Genomic DNA, 19,393 nt, shown 5'->3' with positions numbered 1-19,393 from the left:
CTTATTTTAGAGTGATCTTACATAAAATACCACTGATTCGTTTACCGAATTACCTTCATTGTTAAAGAATGAGTATGAACGATATTTAAACTGGACTGATTTATTTACTTCTTCACCACTATTTCCTCGTGTTGCATAGCTGGTAATCGCAATTGTCATACTACAAGCACCGATAACCGCAATTATCAAGTATTTCCGAAAGCTAATGAAAAGGCAACAAATAAAGGCGAACTCTCATTCAAAATTGAATGAAAATTCGCCTTTATCTATTTAGGTTTATTACAAGAAGTTAAAAACATACTAAATTCAATTATTTAGCTTGAGAGATTCCGTTAACGATCTGAGTCAGTCCCTCCCCGATTGGTGTAACTGGACGACCGAGCAGCTTTTCGAAATCGTTGCTTTCGATCTCCAGTACGCCTTCCCGGATGCCTTGCTCAATACCTACGAGAATAGGGATGACGAAGTCGGGTACACCCGCGCCTTTCATGATTTCGGCATACTTGGCATCGTCGACTTGCTGCACGGGTACTTCTTTACCTAATACCGTTCCAATAACAGATACTAGTTCTTCTTGAGTCATCAGTTTACCCGAAAGCTCATAAATTGTATTCTCATGCCTATTTCCCGCCAATACTGCTGCAGCTGCCTCCGCGTAATCTTGTTGCACAGCCCAACCTACCTTGCCATTTCCAGCAGACGTCACCCACGACGCGCCTGCCATCACACCTTGAATTTTCCCGATCTCATTCTCCAAGTACCAGTTGTTTCGCAAGAAGGAGTAAGGAATGCCCGTTTTGATGATGGCTTCCTCCGTGACATGGTGAACTGGAGCAAGGAACAACTTGCTTTCACTTGCATTTACTACACTGGTATATGCAATAAAACCAACTTGCGCACGTTGTGCCGCCTCTACCGCATTTGTATGCTGCCGAATTCTTGTTTCGTTGTCCCCATCTACAGATATGATTAATAGCCGATCGATACCTGCAAAGGCGGAATCCAATGTTTCTGGGCGGTCAAAATCTCCAAGCCGCACTTCTACTCCCCGGGCTTGCAGTCCTTCTGCTTTTTCTGGATTGCGAACACTAACAGCCAGTTGACTCGCTGGTATAGATTTCAATAACGTTTCTACAACTTTTGCCCCCAATTTACCTGTCGCGCCTGTGACTAAAATTTTCATTTTTCTTTTCCTCCAAAAAATGTTTTATTGTAATTATTTTTCATTATAACTAGATTGGTTACAACAAATTCATAAAATAAAAGCTCTTAGAGGAGCTCTCATTTATTTGAACCTTATTGTGAGTAGGCTCAAGGTCGTTTGTGCTAACCTTTGTTCCATAGCTGATTGAACCTCATTCAATTCGGATTGGAGCACCATCTCAATGTTCTGCCCAACAAGGCATTGCTTATTCGGCTCTTCGTGAACACGGAATAATTGGTTTTCTTTGATTACATTTACAGCTCGATAAACATCAAGAAGCGTAATTTCCTCTGGCGCTTTGAGTAGAGAAGCGCCTCCTACCCCAGGACGTACTTCCACTAACCCTGCCTTTTTTAACATTCCCATAATTCTTCGGATTACTACAGGATTTGTATTTACGCTACCCGCGATGAAATCCCCAGTCAATTCGTTCGAATTAACAGCAATCAGGGAAAGGATATGAACGGCCATAGAAAAGCGTGTGCTTATTTGCTTCAAGTTCACCACCACCGTTGTACTCATTATAGTTACAACTATTCATGATGTCAATGTCCTTACAGTGAGTTGAGTAATACCGATTCTTGATCAGTCAAGTGCTCCTCTGAACTGTATTAGTGATTAAACCGAGGGACGGGGAACGATAGCTTAGGGATCGACGTAAATAAACTTCATAAACAATGCTTAACTGCCATCAATTTATTGCGCAAACGTTATCCGTTAGCGCAATAAGCCATATCTAATGGGATTTTGGTGATTTTGGTGCAATTATTCACTTACGTGTTTAGGGAAACTTTTTAATCCAGATACGATGCTCTCCTCAATAGGATTTGAACTTTAAATCCTTTTTGGGGGGGGAATAGAAACCGTTTCGGAAGCAATTTTGGATAAAAAGATAATTTATGGGAAATATATTCTAGTGAGACAGATAACTCCCGTAAAATGCACCTTGAGAAAGGAAGATTATCATGAATAATTCAGATCAAATGGTATTCAGCGTGTTTAGTGGTGAAAGCGGTGAAAACCCATTTCCGATATTCGCAAAGATGCGGGCAATGGGGTCCGTTATTCCTATCTCGTTTCCGATGGGTGGAACGGATCGTCAAGCCTGGATGGTCACACGTATGGAAGAGGCAATGCAGGTGCTCAAAGATTCTGCCCGCTTTACTGTAGACTCTAGCACCATCGATGGCAGCAACGACGTAAGGCAAACCTTAACTGGGAACGCTGACCCATCCGCTCCCCCTACCTTCTTTACCGGATATTCCATGCTCTCTGTAGATGAGCCCGATCATCGTCGGTTGCGTGGGCTGGTATCTAAAACGTTTACGCCAAGATATATGGAAAGCTTACGCCCTCGTGTGCAGAAGCTTGCCGACGAATTACTCGACCGGGTGCAAGCACACGGCGAGATGGATCTCGTTAAGGATTATGCCGCTCCCTTACCGATCAACGTTATTTCAGATATGCTCGGGGTGCCTCAAGAAGACCGGGCACAGGTCCATGTCTGGTCTAATGCGATCGCGCACGGACTGGGGCTGGGAAAATTGGAGCCGGGTGTCGCAGAGAACATACGATCCTTCGGCGAATACACCGCCCACCTTGTGGCCGACAAGCGCCGGCATCCTGCTGATGATTTGATTAGCCAGTTGATCGCCATCGAAGAGGAGGGGGATCGACTCAGCGAAGCGGAACTGAATTCGATGATCACGCTATTGATCTTTGCCGGCCATGAGACAACCTCAAACCTGATCGCCACCGGCTCCTTAATGTTGCTGGATCATCCCGAGCAGTTGGAGAAGCTTAAGGCAGACCTCAGTTTAGTTCCTTCGGCCGTCGAAGAACTACTGCGCTTCAATGGGCCCTCCACAATTCTGGGACCGCGTTATGCCACTGAAGATACCGAGCTCGACGGGCAGCAGATCCAGAAGGGGGATATGGTCATTGTCTTAACGAAGTCAGCGAATCGGGATGAGCAGCAGTATACACAGCCAGAGGAGCTGGATATTACGCGTAAAATCAATCGTCACCTCGCTTTAGGACAGGGTATCCATATGTGCTTGGGGGCGCCGCTGGCCCGCGTGGAGGCAGATATTGCGTTTACGACCCTACTGAAGCGTATGCCCAACCTGAGGCTGCGCATTCCTCGGGACAGCGTCAACTGGAAATTTACGCTGAGCTCACAAGGGCTAGCCGACCTGCCCGTCGTTTTTTAGAGTTGAGAATGACCGCTGACGCGAGGAAGTGGATAGTAAATTATACCTAAGTCCAGCTTAACATAATTTGAACTTGCACAGCCGTGCTAGGCCACCTGCGCCTCGGACGGTAGAAAAAGAAAAGCACGAATCAACACACACAAGCCTCCCTACCGAGTCATCTTGCCCAGTGGTAGCCTATCCACACCCTCCTCCGGGCAACTTTCCGAGCCACGTGCGCGGTCAATGAGAAAAATTTCTCCTCACTTGTGGTATGGTTCATCATGGATTATCTTATACGGAATCGTTATTTCGAACTTTCCCTTTACCATCACTTGTGAACGGTTCAGCTTATCATCTTTAGGGTGAAATTTCACGTTACTCAAGCTAGTAATAACGGAGCATCTGAGAATAATTTAAAAGTAATCGTGAAATAAAATAAATAGAAGCGCTCAGACGAATGAGTTCGACTGAGCGCTTCTTCTAATTGGTAAGAGTTTTTGTTACGTTAATTAATGTACGTTTACTTCAGCAGTCTTCATTTTTTTGTCTTGTGCAGCATGTAATTTTACCATCGAAAATCGTGCAATTGGTTGTATTACTAAGCTCTCAGCGATCAGTACAATTAAGAAATTTCTTGGCCAATTCGTTAAGAAGTGGCTAATGATTTCAGAATGAAAACCGTTTCCTACAATATCACCAATAAGCGTCATACAAGCTGACATTCCTATTACAGTAAATAAGATGCGGAATAAAATTTTGGCATTAAAGCTATCCGTTGATTCTGTGAATTTTGCAACCAACTTTTCTGCAATACGGCCAACAAGAACCGGTTCAAGAATCATAGCAATAATCCACATGATCGGTACCGTCTTAAGGATCGTTATCGCAACGTCCCCATTGAATTCCCCAACAGCTAGAATGACATTAAATGACGTCATAAACAGAGCTGTCAGTGTAACAATAACTGCGCCGTACAATGCGCCCTCCTTCCCGTTTCTTGGCAATCTTGTTTCTTGATTCATTATTTTCTTCCTTTCAAATAAATAATTTTTTATCTTAGCAATACGCTAAATACAGGAGCAAATACAGCGACGATTATGCCAATCATGGATAATGTTACGAAAATAAACGCTTGGCATATCGTAAAATTACATTAAAACGCCTTAATTATATTCGGTAATAGTTTAGCGATCGTTCTTAAAGGATCTGTTGATTTTTGCGTTAAACAAAGCATCATCGCACCTTCAATCGAAGCTGTCATCAACAATGCAATATCGGAAGCTGATTCATTCGAAAAGCCCTCACTTACAAATTTCTCAGTGTAAATATGTTGAATGTTTTCATAAAGCGCACTACATGCTTTGCGGACAGGTTCACTGACTGTGGCCATTTCACTGACAATGCTGCTAAATGTATAGCCGATAATGGTACCTTCTGTCTCTAAGTTGTGAATTAACTTAACCAGTATTGCTTGTGTGGCTTCCTTAGCTGATAAATGCCCCCTGAACATATCCTCGATATCTGTCGTAATTGCTTCGTTTAATGCCTGTAAACAAGTAATTAATAGTTCTTCTTTGCCATTTGGAAAATGATAATAGAGTGCTCCTTTTGTAACTTTACAAGCTTTTAAGATTTCATTGAGTCCTACACTTTTGTAACCTTTTTGCTGAAAAAGATTTGTAGCCGTATCAATTATTAGCGATTTTGTATCCACATTATTGTATTCCTCCTAACATACCAACTGGTCTGTTTGTTATTATAGCAAAATTTTCACCCATGATGTAAGTGTTTTTTTTCTTTAATTAAAATTAGTTCCCAATTTAAATTTTTATGAAGGTTTCAGCGTATCACAGATACAGCGAATTTGTTTTCGTACCCTATGATATTCAAAACAACTTGTGGATGGCTGCAAGGCTTATTACCCCACTTTTCCCTTTATTCTGTTGCTACGTACATTTGCATAACGAGCAATCCCTCCTGTGAAGGTAGCCACTCGGCAAGTTGGAGTTGAGTATGTTGTTAGAATATCAACATCTCTAGGGAGAGCATCGCCTGGAAATTCACGTTGTCCTCATAGAGGTTGGCCACCCTGCCGTCGCTTTTTAGCGGAGAGAAAGATTTTAGTTATTCCGGCAAATATTCGATCAGGTATGAGTTCTCTTAAATAGGGGAAAATGAATGTAAAATTATTTAGGAGACATCCCATGCATCGTAAGATTCCTTTTAGCGACACTTTGACAATCGGCCTCATGCTGTTCGCCTTGTTTTTCGGAGCGGGAAATCTCGTATTCCCGGCAATGTTAGGCCAAAACGCAGGTGATCATTATTGGCAAGCCAATCTGGGCTTCTTGATCACGGGAGTCGGTCTACCCTTGCTTGGAACGTTGTCTCTCGGATTTTCCGGCACGAAGAATTTGCTCGCATTGACCAGCCGCGTACATCCTTGGTTTGCCTTCTGCTATACGACTTTACTTTACTTAACGATCGGACCGCTGTTTGCCATGCCTAGAACCGGCAGCGTTTCGTACGAAATCGGTATCAAGCCCTTTATCGGAACGGAGCATGGTCCGCTAGGATTGGCGGTCTTTACCGTATTGTTTTTCGGGGTGACCCTGCTCTTTTCCATTAACCCGGCAAGAATGGTTGATATCGTAGGGAAAATACTGACCCCCATATTGATCGCCTGTATTGCGTTGTTGGCCATAGCGACTGTTGCGACACCCCTAGGCGAGCCGCAAGAACCGACAGCCGGTTATGCCTCCCAAGCCTTCTTTAACGGATTTCAAGAGGGGTATTTGACCATGGATGCGCTCGCAGCATTCGTATTTGGCATTATCGTCATAAACGCTATTCAGGCGAAAGGGGTCACCGCACGAAAAAGCATATTGTTCATCTGCTTCCAGGCGGCCTTGACTGCAGCGGCAATGCTCGCCGTTATTTACACATCCCTGACTTACATCGGAGCAAGCAGCGTTGCCGCCTTCGGGCTTCTGTCCAACGGCGGCGAGGTGTTGAATCTGGTAGCCAGCCATTATTTCGGCGCGTTCGGAGGATTTGTGCTCGGCATCATTGTGCTTCTTGCCTGTCTGACCACTAGCATCGGTCTGACCGCCTCTTGCAGTAGCTATTTTCACAAGCTTATTCCAGGCATGTCGTATCAAAGCATCTGCATCGTTTTGAGTGTTGTCAGCGCCCTGCTGGCCAATATCGGTCTGAAGCAATTAATCCACTTCTCCGTGCCCGTGCTGACGTTATTATACCCACTGGCCATCGTGCTCATCTTGCTAACATTCTTGCATGATTGGTTTAAAGGCAAGCGCACCGTATACGGGGTCAGTCTGCTGCTTACTTTTCTAGTCAGCCTGGTCGACGTCCTAGCCGATACGCCGCTCCGTATCGAGCAACTCCACGACTTGTTTAACCGGAACATGCCATTGTATAATATCGGATTGGGCTGGCTGATTCCGGCCTGCGCGGGAGCGCTGATTGGGCTTCTGCTGCCGCAGCGACAGAAGGAACGATCCTCTCCTCATCCATGAGATAATCTAACAAATCAGCGGGAAATTATACCTATTCAGCACGCGGTGTAGAGACTTTCTCGCGTAATGGCGCTAAAACTAAAGAAGCTACGATGATTAATACACCTAAAATAGCCGCTGACCAGTATAACCCGCCGTATCCATTTTCTGCAGCCCTTTTTGTAATTTCAGAAACGCTATTTAAAATCACTTCTTTTAAAGCTGGATCTTGAATCGAACCGACGATTTCATTAATTTGATTTGAATCGATCGAACCTGAGACCGACGCCATTTGCTGACCGATTTGTGCTAACTCACCAAGTGCATCCTTTGATAAAGAGGCCTGTGCAATGTTGCCCTGTAAAACATCTTGGAAATCATTCTTAAACAGATTGTCCATATTGTTATAGGCGCGTGCGATGAAGCCTGCATAAATAGTTGGAGCTATTGTCATACCAATTTGTCGAAATAATGATAAAGAAGCAAGAGCAGAGCCTTTATCTGATTTTAAACCTTCTGTGGCTAAAATATTTAATGGTGCACCTAAAATGACACCAATCCCAACACCTGCAATCATACTTGAGACAACAAATTGCCATTTCACTTCAATCCATAATGGGAATAATGCAAACCCGATTGCTGCAATTAACCCAGACATAATGACTGTAAATACAGGACCACGTTTAGTAACAAGTATGCCTCCTAAACCAGCACCAACACCTGCTGCTAATGCAAGGGGTGTCATCCAATAACCTGATTTTTCAGCCGTGATACCCAGCACATTTTCTGTGAAGGCTGGGATAAAAATCATACCTGCTAAAATCCCACCTGATAAAGCACCAATTAAAAGCACCATCAAGAAACGAGGCTGTTTAATTAAGTGTACGGGTAAAATAGGGTCACCATCTTTTTTTCGTTCTAATGCACGCTCATAAATCATTAACACGATGAATAAAACGATTCCTGCGCCAATAAAGCCCGATACTTCAAACTGTTTAAAGCTTGCCCAGAAATCAATATCAATGTTTGTTAAGCCGTACATAATCGATAAAATTGCAAACGATAAAATAATGATTCCAATTAAATCTAAACGTCCAGGACTTGGATCTGCCGATTCCTTTAGTTTCATACTTGCAAGAATAAACAAAAATATAGCAATTGGCACGTTGATTAAAAATAAAATATGCCAGTTCCCTGTTAAATCAAGCAAGAATGAACCGACATTTGGCCCTAATACAGCCGCAACCCCGTTCATCGCCCCTAAAAGCCCTAAATATTTCGCCTGCTTGCTAGGTTCCACGGTACTTAAAATATGGGAGTTCCCGATAATGAAAATACCGCCGCCCCCAAGAGCTTGAATGAAACGCGCAGCTAAATAAAAGCCAAATGACGGACTGAACGCTACTAATAATGAACCAATACCGAATAAGACAGTTTCTATAATAAATAGTTTTTTTCTTCCGTACCGGTCGGAAAGTTTACCAACAATCGGTAAGCTAATCGCTAAACCTAGTGTATAAATGGTAATCCCCCATGCACCCCAGTTATCAGTTACATCATAGGAACGATTAATGGTTGTGAGTGCCGAACTAATAATCCCGTTATCAAGCTGCGCCATAAATACGCCGATTGAGAATAAAAGCAAGGCCCAAAATTGAGATGATTTTTTAGCCATCATGTGATTCACCCCTTAAACATTATTTTCCACCCTCATACAATACACTTTTGAATAAAGGTTATCAATTTCTCAACTTTTTTATATGATGGCGTCGTCACTCTATTCTTTAGTATTTAAACTATTTATATACGTATCATCGCAGTGGCGAAATTTCGTGCGCCTCGGCTGAATCTTTCCGTAATAGATGCGATTCTTGATATTCGTGGCAAGACCGCTTAGGTGAACTAATTAATGTAGAAATGCAGTTTTTCAATAAATACGACACCGAGAAGCGAACGCTGTTCTATTGGAGCAAGCTATACAGCGGACAATTACAGGAAGGCCAGTCGTACAAGTTACTCAAAAATGTGTCACGATCAACATTATAAATTACTCTTTTCAGCCGAATGAGCTAAATCTATTTGCACTTCGTGTTGAGCCTTCTATTATCACTAAAGCCTCAGGGCTGCCTGTTTCGGAAATCGCAGCTCTAAAGAAACCAAATTAGCTAAAGACATCGTAGTGCAAGGGCCAGCAGTAGTTTCGTGCTGTAGGTATGAAGAAATGGTACAAGAGGAATCCTAAAGGGCGTTATGACAAGCACAGCGGGAAATCCGGTTGTCTGATTGGAGCTAACGTACCGCCACCAAGTCACTAGACACCCAGATAAAGGAGGCCTATATATGGGAATTATTAATGGTAAAGTAGCAATTATAACGGGCGCGGGCAGCGGAATGGGGCGCCAAGAAGCGATCCTGCTCGCTCAAGAAGGAGCTAAGATCGTAGCAACCGATATTAACGAGACTGCCGTACAATCGGTCGTGCAAGGAATCATTGAGGCCGGAGGAGAAGCAATCGCATACAAACACAATGTTGCTTCAGAAGAAGAGTGGATTCAGGTCGTCGATAGCACCATCCAGAAATACGGCAAGCTGGACATTCTGGTCAACAATGCCGGTATTTCCTTGAAGAATGGCCTATTGGATACAACTGTAGAACAGTGGGATCGAGTCGTGGACATCAACTTGAAGAGCACCTTTCTTGGCATGAAGCACTCCGTTCCTCACATGCAGGCTAATAATAGCGGTTCGATTATTAATATCTCTTCGATCGCCGGCCTTAAAGGCAGCAGCGGCGCGGGAGCTTACACCGCTTCCAAAGGCGGTGTTCGAATGCTGTCCAAAGCAGCAGCCGTCGATTTTGGCAAAGATAACATCCGCGTCAATTCCGTACACCCTGGCTTTATTGAGACACCGATGAGCTCGGAGTTCGTGAATAACGAACAAATGTTGAAATGGTTCCTGTCTCAGACAGCATTGCCAAGAGTAGGACAAGCATCGGAAGTAGCTCAGGCGGTTCTGTTCCTAGCATCTGATGCTTCCTCTTACATCACGGGTGTTGAACTGCCTGTTGATGGGGGCGTAACGGCTAAATAAAGCCTTAATTTTGATCAAATATTGCGCGGATAACAACCGGCGGAGGGTGATGCTCTCTGCCGGTTGTTGTCTGGAAACGGGCCTACCCTATGCGGTTGCCAGCAGTTCAGCGGTTGGAACACGAACACTTCAAAGGAGAACGCTATCGCTCCTCCACCCCATACCCATGTCCTCTTTTATTCTTTTTAAGTTGCCTCCCACTTCTTACACCAAGGTCTTCAATCTTGTATTCAAAACCAGAACCCGCTTGTAGTACTCCGGATACATGCCTCCTCCGCAGCTCTCACAGGTGAATTGTGGAGGCCGTTCGTTATAGTTTTCTTTGGGCTTTTGGTACTTTGGGAGTTCCTTTGACCACCTAATTTGACCGGAAACTTAGGCCAAAAAGAATACCCGAACAAGTATAATGCTGGCAGAGCAGCATTATACTTGTTCGGGTTTTTGCATGGTAAGTCATCTTCGGTTTGCTCCGATCGGCGTTGGTCATCCAGGGAACGGCTGAAAAAAGCGAACGATACAAGCAAGTGATAGACTTAAGTTACAATAGTGATCTGCTCCTGTAAAGCGGCTGCTGGGCATTGGACTGAAGCTCCGGTTTCAGGAAGGCTGCGATTCTTTAACCGGGCTGCCGGACAACTCCCCGCGTCCTCCCGATTTGTTTCCCATTTGCCGGGATTGGTCGTGTCGGGGATGCTGCGCTCCAGAATGGCCTGATATTGGATGGTTTTTTGTTCCAAATGGGCAACGCGGCGCTTGGCTTCTTCAAGCTGAACCAGTGCCGCTTCCTTATACTCCATCATAAGTGCGAAGCGCTGCGGAACGGTCGAATCACCTTCGAGGCAGAGGTCGACGTACGTTTTGATGTTTTCAATCGGCAGCCCAGTCTGCTTGAGGCATTTGATGCCATACAGCCAATTGATAAATTCTTCGTCGAACAGCCGAATGTTGTTTTTATTGCGTTGTACGCTCGGCACCAGGCCCTTATCTGTGTAAAAGCGTACGGCGTGCTCGGTGAGTCCCGTTATCAGGGCGGCATCTTGGACCGTATACATGTGCAATCCTCCTTGGAAAAAAAATTGTTGAAGACGGCTTGACTTCGTGTTACACGAAGGCGATAGGCTTATTATAACGCAAATCGGCCGGAAGCGGAATCCCCGCTGCGGTGCCCGATTCCCGGGAAACGCGACCGTTTGCAGATTTACATTTGAACAATGGGAGGAATTAATATGCAAACCGTAACCTTGAACAACGGAGTGAAAATGCCGATCATCGGCTTCGGTGTCTACCAAGTTCCCGATGCTGAAGAATGCGAGAACACGGTATATGAAGCTCTGACGGCCGGTTATCGCCTGATCGATACCGCCGCCGGTTACCTGAACGAGGCAGCGGTCGGACGCGCGATCAAGCGAAGCGGCGTACCGCGCGAAGAGCTGTTCATCACGACCAAGCTCTGGATTCAGGATGCCGGTTACGAGAGTGCCAAGCTGGCGTTTGCCAAGTCCTTGGAGAAGCTGCAGCTCGACTATCTCGATCTGTATCTCATTCACCAGCCGTTCGGCGATTACTACGGCGCGTGGCGCGCGATGGAAGACCTGTACCGCGAAGGCAGGATCAAGGCGATCGGCGTCAGCAACTTTCTGCCCGACCGTCTGATGGACCTCATCGTGCATAACAAAATCGTGCCCGCTGTCAATCAGGTCGAAACGCACCCGTTCCACCAGCAGATCGACAACGCTGCTTTCATGAAAGAGCAGGGGGTGCAACTCCAGTCGTGGGGACCGTTCGCCGAAGGACGTAACAACATGTTCGGCAACGAGGTGCTGACCTTAATTGCGGAAAAACACAACAAATCCGTCGCCCAGGTCGTGCTGCGCTGGCTTGTTCAGCGCGAAGTCGTTGTTATTCCGAAATCGGTGCGCAAAGAGCGGCTCGTCGAGAACTTCGATATTTTCGATTTTGAGCTGAGCGCGGAAGATATCGCACGGATTTCCAACCTCGATACGCGGGAAAGTCTTTTCTTATCTTACCACGACCCGGAAATCGCCAAGATGCTGGGCGGCTTGAGAGTCGATCTGTAACCTTTGATCGAACCGTAAATTCATCACGCGATCATCCTCATATGCATAAAGGAAGGGCAGGCGCTGTGCCTGTCCTTTTTTTGTGTCAGGTGTACATCACGGCATATGGATTCGCTTTTATTTCTCTAAAAAGACTGAGATCCACAGCTCGATCCATCATGGCTTTACGATGAAAAGGCGGAACCCAAGCTTTCCAGTATCTGAACGCGGATCCACCCGCCAACCTCGTTATAATTTGTGTGGGATGTGGTCCTGTTAGTTTCGGACAGCCCCTTTGGGAATTAATTTTTTAATAAATCTCAAATTCCCAGAGAGAATATGGCCAATTGGTATTAAATCTTTGTGTACCATTCATCCTAACATATCTTGCATTTACCGCTGTAAAACTAATATCATCAATGGTTCCGTCTCCTGTAGTTGTTGAATAAACATCTGTCCAGGTAGTTGCATCATTTGATACCTGTATGCTGTATGATTTAGCGTATGCAGTTTCCCAATTAAGTTTCACTCTGCTTACTGATTGACTGCTTCCTAAATCTACAGATATCCATTGTGGATCAGCTTGCTGTGAGGACCATCTAGTTGTCATACTTCCATCTACGGCATATGCGCCCACATAAGATGATTGTACACTTGATGTTGTTACAGTCTTATTTAGTGCAAGATTAACTGTATGGGGTGTTGGTGTTCCAATTTCAATATAGTCGGTCCTTATTTTACCTGCTCTCGGGCCAGTATTAGTAAGTCTGAATACTCTATCGCCAGGACCACTAAAGGTATAATCCCCCAAATCAACATCAAAATAGTTTGCTGTAGTAGAATAGATGTCAAACGGAGCTCCATGATTCGTATTACCTATTTTAAGTTGATATAAAACAGAAGCAGTTGATTTATACACTCTGAGCGTTATCTTATAGGTTCCTGCTTGTGGCACATTTACTTTATAATCTATATAATCATTTACTGCATTTGCATTGAACATATCATCTTTTCCACCACTAGCATTAGGGTTGGTAACAATAGTATGACTATCAGAAGTTGCAAGTACAGGAAGAGACTCAGCTTCAATAATCAATGGATTAACCATTGGAACAGGTGTAGGTAATGGAACCACTGTACCTGTCGTAGCAAATTTTGCTTTGAATGTCTTACCATTTGCTCCTATAGTACTTACCGATAATTTTATTGTTGGTGAGAGCTGAGTTACAATGATACCGCTATCAACAGCTATCAAACTGGTTGCACTTTTGTTTATTTCTATGTTTATTGTATCTCTGCCTGCTTGGGTTGGATCAGAAACGGATACCTCTAGATCATTTGCACTTTCCTTTGTCATAACTGAGGCTTTCCTATCAGATGTAATAAGACCTACTGTTTTTATAATATCGTTCCAAAAGTTAACCCCTACGATATTGAGCCCGTTTTCCTTAACAGCTTGGGCATCAGTGGAATTTTCTAATATAGTGAAATTGGGATTACTTGCATAAGCACTTACCTGTGCATTCGTCTTATTTGGTGATATTGCATATGAATAGTTAGCGTTTGTAGGATTGACTCCATGGTTGAATCCTAAACTCAAGAAATTATTTGTATATGGAGTGGTTGAAGTAGTTGTATTCCCATCAATTTCTTTCCAATTTCCTGTTCTCGCCTCACGTAGGCCTGTAATTGTTGTAGATCCAGGGAAATAGTAGCCAATATCTGAACCAGTTACGCTTCCAGCTAAATGAATGTAATTTACGCCTGTCATGTTCTCTGTCCAGCCAAGTGCTGTAGATTTTGCCACACCGTTTACGGTTAATGCATTATTACCGTTGCTGCTTATTCTTCTATTTTCTGCTATAGTCTCTGCTGTAACACCATCAGTACTGGTTATACCAGAACCCAATGCAACAATTTCATCATCAAACATAAACCAAGATTTTTTAGCTGTAAGGGATTGACCTATTAGATGTAATTCCATACCTGTAACCCCATATAACCCAGACATATTCGTACCACCAACCCAATCCTTATCAGAGCGACCGCCTACAACTGATGTATTTTGAAGTACAGTTGTTCCAGGAAGTCTGTATGAATCAACAGTAGGCCAGAAATTATCTCTATACTGGGACAAATCGTTGTTATAGAGATAGGTCATGCCATCTCCGGTATGCCAACCCTTTTTATTTTCACTATTAATACTTTCATAGTTTCCTATACGGCTTGAGTGCATGCTAATACCAAAACCGAAACCAGGTCTTAGCTGAACAGCACGATCCATACCCGCATATTGATTGTATTCTACAAGTTCTCCTCTTGAAGTAATGGAAGCATTATTCACTATTGCACTAGCCATTTCAATGATTTGTATGGAAGAATAAGTTAATATACTGCTAAATGTGTCTGTCTGCATCCAATACTTTATCATACGTTTAAAAGCTGTTTCATCTGTAGAAGGAGCAATCTCAGATAAGAGAATTATCGAACGCAATGCCCTATGGCTATCCTCCTCCCAATCTTTAACTATCTCTCTGCCTCTTACCATATCCATTAAGGCGCCTTTATAAATAAGGGGTTCAAATGCGTCATAAATCCATTTATATACATTCTGTTTATCAGGATCAGTAACATCATGAGTAGATCCTCCAACAAGATACATTAAGCTTCTTACTGATTCAATAAGAGATACTCCATAACCCCCATTGTATGCAAAGTATGAATGTTGTACAAAAGAACCATCTGAATAAAATCCGTCTCCTTTTGTTACATAATCAAATATATTACTTAAACCACCTGTTGCATTTGCTATTTGTGTACTATCCTTGACAATCACACCTCTGACTCCGACAATCAGAGCTTCCCATGCTCTATTTGCACCTGTCATCGTTACCGATGGCTGACAGTAATCAACTGCAGACATGTAATTAGCAATTTGTGTTGCCGTTAAATCGTCATACATTAAAACAGTTATATCATTGAGTGCCAGTGGTGTACCTATTTGCCATTGCCACCAATTTTGATACTGAACTACGTTGATTTGAATCAACAACTTTTCGATTTCCAGCCGGCTCTTGTTCTTCTCATTCAGCATAACGGTGTCATTCAATTCGCCAATATGTTGCCGCATCTCCCAAAAATCGCGAAGCAGTAGATCGAACTCTGACACATGTGTATCTTGAAAAGTGGTGCTTCGATTATCACGCATTAGTATAATTTCCTGTTTTACCCTTTGAAGAGGATGATAAATCATTTTCCAAATCGCGTAAGCCATCAACAACGAAAGGAACAAAGCCCCCGCCATGAGCATACCAAAACGTACCAGCCATCGATTAATTTCACTGTAAAAGACCGTCGATTTTACAGCCACCGTAAGCTCCCATCCCTGGGTACTCGGAAAACTGAAGAGTAAGTACCCTTTATACCTTGAAGATTTTTTGCGAATCACTTCCCTTAATTGCGATGATTCCTTCGAATTTGTGGGCTCCCAATTATCCGTATATATGATTTCACCCTTATTATTGGTTAATAAATGAGACACTTCGATTCCGTAGGCTTCTCGGTAAATCAAATTCCGAAACAGATTGAAATTTGTTTCCAAATAGATATAGACATCTCGGTCGCTAATATTCACCTTACGCAAATTCGAAAAGACGATGTTGCTTCCATCTCGATACATAGTAGTATGCGGACCGTAATAGACCCCACCGTTATAATTCGTGAAATGGGGCAAATTCGCTTCGGAAAACTGCGGCTTCACGTTCGAATTTTCAAATAAAATATGATCCGGCTCTTTAGGGACGTAATAGAACGTTAAACCTAGATAAGGATTCGTGTAATTGACTGTATTGATCACATTCTGAATTTCCGACATTGCCGCTACACGTTCGTAAGAATCGGAATTGGTAAAGTACGTTTGCAAGGACTCTACGATACGTCTGTCAAGTGAAAACTGCTTGCTTGCAAAATCCATATTATTTATAGTATTCTCCAAACCCGTCGCTTCTTGTTTTAGACTGGCTGTAATCCCACTTTGAATTTTATTTTCCAAAATTGAGTATGTCGAATGATAAGTAATGAAACCTAACAACATCAACGGCGGTAACGATCCGATCAATATATAGATAATTAATCTTCTTTTAAGTGACCCGGAGTGGAGCAATTTCCGAATCCGTTCAACCTTACTTCTATTCATTCTCATTTTACAACTGCCCCTCAAGCTTTCCTTTAATTGGTGTAAAATATCAATATGAAAACTAGACTGTTAAAAAACCGTGCCGTCGATTTAAAACGGATAAAGTCGAAAATAACTCAACTTTCGCAGTTAATTTGGCCTTAGCTTCTGCCAGTTGCAGAAAAATCGCCTTCCGATGTTGCAAGCGGCGAACTTCATCGACAAAGAGAAAGAATAAACGGCTCAGCAATTTGGCATCGTTCTCCTGTCTACATTACCATACCATCACCAAATAACGGCTGAAAACCACCGTCGTAAGGCTGAAGATCATATCGATGGGGCGGCTTGAAATTCAGTACCTAGCTTGAGATAAGGTTTAAGCATGCCATAAATGCGGACGACCCCAGCCGGTCATATGGTCGAAGTCACGAGCTAAGAGTCCGCTTGCTTGCTGCGGTTTCGGGTCAGTACGGAACCGTCAACGATGAATATCCGAATGTGAGGAGAGGAAATGAGCGAATCGAAAAGTAAGACGACCTTCAGGCTGAAGCGGTGAAGAAACTTGCGCCAAGCAAAGTGGGAGAGGTTAAGAAATCGATAAATGACATTCTTGCTAGGTAACGATGGACTGCGTTCACTTCGAAAAGGCGGAACTAGTTTCGGTCTTCAAAGACCAAGGAAAATAAAAGTTGGAAGACGCCAGGCGATACCAGCTTGGCGAAGTAGCTGGCTGATTTGCAGGGTAGAGGACACCGTAGAAAACCTGATTTAGTCAAGGGTGTTTTTCTGTAAAGCATGTGATTTTTTTACTATTAACCCCTGCAAGGACAAGAGCATGTATTCGTTTTCAAGTTGCGAAAGTTGAGTGAAAAAGTTGAGTGAATAAGAAGGTTATCCCACCTTCTTGTAGAAATTGACGGTTACAGACCACAATTTCCATATAAAGGAGATGCCCCACTCTCATGGTATCCCTCTACATGCCAATCGTCAAGTTCATTATAGCGCTAAATCGGAATTTTCAAAGCCTCAACTCAATCACCTTTTACCTTCGTTCACGGCATCTGTCTCTGTGCTTGGCGTAAAAATATTACGAAAAATCGGAAATAAAATACAAAAAACCGAATGGCTCCCATGTCCATTCGGTTCAGTTCCGCTGTTTCTATAGATTCAAGTCATACCTGAGGGTTAATGTGACGTTCAGCCATTAATGAGCGTGATGGCGTCCCCATTGTCTGAAATGTTCAGGAAGAGAGGACGTTCATCCGGCGTCTGGTTAGGAGCATGAATGGTCAGCTTCAGTTGGCCGTCCAGAGTCCGGAAGATCATACCGTGCCCGCCATCGTTGCGATAGAGCGGCTGCTCTTCGTGCACCCAAGGTCCTGTGATCCTGCCCGAGCTCGATTTGGCGATACCCAGTGCATATTTGTTCTCTATGAAGCCTGCCCACAGCATGAACAGTTGGTTGCTGGAAGAACGAAACAGGAAAGGGCCGTCCGTTACATAATTGTCCTGATCGGGATATCGCTTAGCGACGTAAGGTGTCGTCCACGGAGCTTCGGAAGCACGAAACAGCACCACAGGCTCACCCAAGGCGCCCTTCAAATCATCCGACAGCCGCATGGCGCATACTTCGCCGTCAGCTACCTGCTGCCATTCGTGGCAAAATACCATCCACGGAGAACCCTGTTCGTCAATAAACAGCGTGCCGTCCAGCGAGCTCCAGCTCTCGGGGGTAACAGGTCCCTCGCTATGAGGCTTGAACGGCCCGAGCGGGCTGTCGGCAGCAAGAACTGCCGTACCCAGCAACTCGTTATCCTTGCGCCGGAACGTGGCGAACATATAGTACCGATCCCCGTAAGCGTACACTTCAGGAGCCCAGAAATTGGTATCCGAAAAGAAGTCGCTGTCCGGTCGGAATACAGGATAAGGACCCTCCCAGCGCTGCAGGTCATCGCCTACATATACGTTAAAGCCAGTACCTTTCCCCCAAATATTCGTATCCGTGCTGCCATACATATAATATTTACCTTCACTTGCGACCGGCAATATGAATGGGTCGCGAATTTGAACCTCTTTATTTTCCAGCATCCGATCTGGCTCCTTTACGGTTTCATCATGATCAACGAACGAACAGGACGTTGCATGACCATTATAAACCAGAGCGGGAACGTATTGAATCGGTTTTCTTTGGCATGTTGTTGTTAATTATTTTGGATGATACGGCTGCAGCTGCGTCCAGTCGCTATCTTATTCCCGAATCAAACGGCTCTCCCGCCGCCTTCAGAGCGTTGGAAATCTTCGAGAACGCTTTTCGCTATCCGTCTTCAAACAACTCCATACCTTGCTCCATCATTACCATCAAGTATTCTGCAGCTGGCTGGTTGGAATGGTACAGGTCTTGCAGCATGCCACTTATACGCTCAACACGCAATGCAGCATGATCGCTCACAGGCTCATCCTCGTCAACAATCATATGTAGTTCATTTTGCAGTCTGCTTAATATCTCAAGCTGAATGGTCTGTGTCTTCCCCGTCTCTAAATTGCTTAGATAGGCTGGTGAAACTCCTAAATCTTTGGCAAATTCATTTAAACCAAATCCTTTTTGTTGTCTGATCTGCCGCAGCTGTTGACCGAAAGTGCTCAAAACTTATCACCACCTTAGAGAGGTCATCTACTTCCAAGTACCTAAGCAGTGCTGGTACACGGTTTGTTCGATCTTTACATTCACTAGTATGGACAGTATTTTATGACGGTAAACGTTTCTCACTGTATGCAAGCTTACAGCAGGAGACAGACTATAAGCTTTGCCGTTTATCAACTTGATACTTATCTAATTGTAATTGTCCCATGGTCATGGGGAGCGTTGCTATTTTACTTGATCCACAAATTCGCATATTTACAACTGATCAGATTTTATATTATATTATAATCCATGGTATACTAATCGGATTTAGGAGGTTTTGCGGATGTCACTTTTAAATATATTAAAACAAGAGAAATGCCCTGTTTGTAAAGAAACGCTAACCACGGATAAATCAAATATATTATTTTCTCATGTGATTAAAGCATGTCCAATTGGTCATTACGAAAAGGAATTCATACCTTCCTTAGAGGGATACGTGGAGCATTACAATGTTGCAGCAAAATAAGTA

General features: G+C 43.7%; 14 protein-coding genes and 1 pseudogene. 6 read left to right on the top strand and 9 right to left on the bottom strand.

Annotated elements, in window-relative coordinates:
* Positions 1-310 precede the first annotated feature (310 nt).
* Together G9U52_RS28560 and G9U52_RS28555 are read right to left on the bottom strand one after the other, a co-directional pair.
* The gene (locus tag G9U52_RS28560; RefSeq protein ID WP_166154069.1) at positions 311-1,183 is read right to left on the bottom strand and encodes an SDR family oxidoreductase; all 873 of its coding nucleotides are present in this window, start codon (positions 1,181-1,183) and stop codon (positions 311-313) included.
* Positions 1,184-1,285: 102 nt separating this feature from the next.
* Positions 1,286-1,702, bottom strand: coding sequence for an Rrf2 family transcriptional regulator (locus G9U52_RS28555; RefSeq protein ID WP_166154068.1), 417 nt, complete (start codon positions 1,700-1,702; stop codon positions 1,286-1,288).
* Between the two features lie 467 nt (positions 1,703-2,169).
* Here G9U52_RS28555 and G9U52_RS28550 point away from each other — a divergent pair, with 467 nt between their 5' ends.
* Positions 2,170-3,417, top strand: a complete 1,248-nt coding sequence (locus G9U52_RS28550) for a cytochrome P450 family protein (protein WP_166154067.1) — start codon at positions 2,170-2,172, stop codon at positions 3,415-3,417.
* Positions 3,418-3,908: 491 nt separating this feature from the next.
* On the opposite strand, the gene G9U52_RS28545 is transcribed toward G9U52_RS28550, so the two are convergent.
* Positions 3,909-4,421, bottom strand: a complete 513-nt coding sequence (locus G9U52_RS28545) for a DUF2798 domain-containing protein (protein ID WP_166154066.1) — start codon at positions 4,419-4,421, stop codon at positions 3,909-3,911.
* Between the two features lie 131 nt (positions 4,422-4,552).
* Complete coding sequence (locus tag G9U52_RS28540) at positions 4,553-5,113, bottom strand: TetR/AcrR family transcriptional regulator (RefSeq protein ID WP_166154065.1); 561 nt, start codon at positions 5,111-5,113, stop codon at positions 4,553-4,555.
* A 490-nt stretch (positions 5,114-5,603) separates the two neighbouring features.
* Between G9U52_RS28540 and brnQ the strand changes: the two genes are divergently transcribed.
* A complete protein-coding gene (brnQ, locus tag G9U52_RS28535) occupies positions 5,604-6,938 on the top strand; it encodes a branched-chain amino acid transport system II carrier protein (RefSeq protein ID WP_166154064.1) in 1,335 nt (444 codons plus the stop codon).
* A 31-nt stretch (positions 6,939-6,969) separates the two neighbouring features.
* Here the strand turns inward: brnQ and G9U52_RS28530 are convergent, their stop codons facing one another.
* Positions 6,970-8,604, bottom strand: coding sequence for an MFS transporter (locus G9U52_RS28530; protein ID WP_446430484.1), 1,635 nt, complete (start codon positions 8,602-8,604; stop codon positions 6,970-6,972).
* A gap of 177 nt (positions 8,605-8,781) precedes the next feature.
* On the opposite strand from G9U52_RS28530, the pseudogene G9U52_RS28525 reads away from it, so the two are divergent.
* A pseudogene (locus G9U52_RS28525) lies at positions 8,782-9,019 on the top strand (Rpn family recombination-promoting nuclease/putative transposase); the annotation flags it as partial.
* A gap of 238 nt (positions 9,020-9,257) precedes the next feature.
* The gene (locus tag G9U52_RS28520; RefSeq protein WP_166154062.1) at positions 9,258-10,010 is read left to right on the top strand and encodes an SDR family NAD(P)-dependent oxidoreductase; all 753 of its coding nucleotides are present in this window, start codon (positions 9,258-9,260) and stop codon (positions 10,008-10,010) included.
* Between the two features lie 533 nt (positions 10,011-10,543).
* Here G9U52_RS28520 and G9U52_RS28515 read toward each other — a convergent pair.
* On the bottom strand, positions 10,544-11,062 hold the full coding sequence (locus G9U52_RS28515) for a MerR family transcriptional regulator (protein ID WP_166154061.1): 519 nt from the start codon (positions 11,060-11,062) through the stop codon (positions 10,544-10,546).
* A gap of 174 nt (positions 11,063-11,236) precedes the next feature.
* Here G9U52_RS28515 and G9U52_RS28510 point away from each other — a divergent pair, with 174 nt between their 5' ends.
* Positions 11,237-12,088 (top strand): aldo/keto reductase, encoded by an 852-nt coding sequence (locus tag G9U52_RS28510; RefSeq protein WP_166154060.1) that lies wholly within the window; start codon positions 11,237-11,239, stop codon positions 12,086-12,088.
* Between the two features lie 289 nt (positions 12,089-12,377).
* Here the strand turns inward: G9U52_RS28510 and G9U52_RS28505 are convergent, their stop codons facing one another.
* From G9U52_RS28505 to G9U52_RS28495, 3 genes are all read right to left on the bottom strand, one after another.
* Positions 12,378-16,118 (bottom strand): polysaccharide lyase family 8 super-sandwich domain-containing protein, encoded by a 3,741-nt coding sequence (locus tag G9U52_RS28505; protein WP_207953266.1) that lies wholly within the window; start codon positions 16,116-16,118, stop codon positions 12,378-12,380.
* 1,320 nt (positions 16,119-17,438) lie between these two features.
* Positions 17,439-18,329: a glycoside hydrolase family 43 protein gene (locus G9U52_RS28500; RefSeq protein ID WP_166154058.1), complete on the bottom strand. Its 891-nt coding sequence runs from the start codon at positions 18,327-18,329 to the stop codon at positions 17,439-17,441.
* 226 nt (positions 18,330-18,555) lie between these two features.
* Complete coding sequence (locus G9U52_RS28495; RefSeq protein ID WP_166154057.1) at positions 18,556-18,885, bottom strand: helix-turn-helix domain-containing protein; 330 nt, start codon at positions 18,883-18,885, stop codon at positions 18,556-18,558.
* Between the two features lie 322 nt (positions 18,886-19,207).
* Here G9U52_RS28495 and G9U52_RS28490 point away from each other — a divergent pair, with 322 nt between their 5' ends.
* Positions 19,208-19,390, top strand: a complete 183-nt coding sequence (locus tag G9U52_RS28490) for a hypothetical protein (RefSeq protein ID WP_166154056.1) — start codon at positions 19,208-19,210, stop codon at positions 19,388-19,390.
* Positions 19,391-19,393: the final 3 nt, after the last annotated feature.

It is taken from the genome of Paenibacillus agricola, assembly GCF_011440305.1.
GTDB classification, from domain to species: Bacteria; Bacillota; Bacilli; order Paenibacillales; family NBRC-103111; genus Paenibacillus_S; species Paenibacillus_S agricola.
The sequence above is the reverse complement of the archived record's forward strand: the minus strand, read 5'-3'. Positions and strand labels throughout refer to the sequence as shown.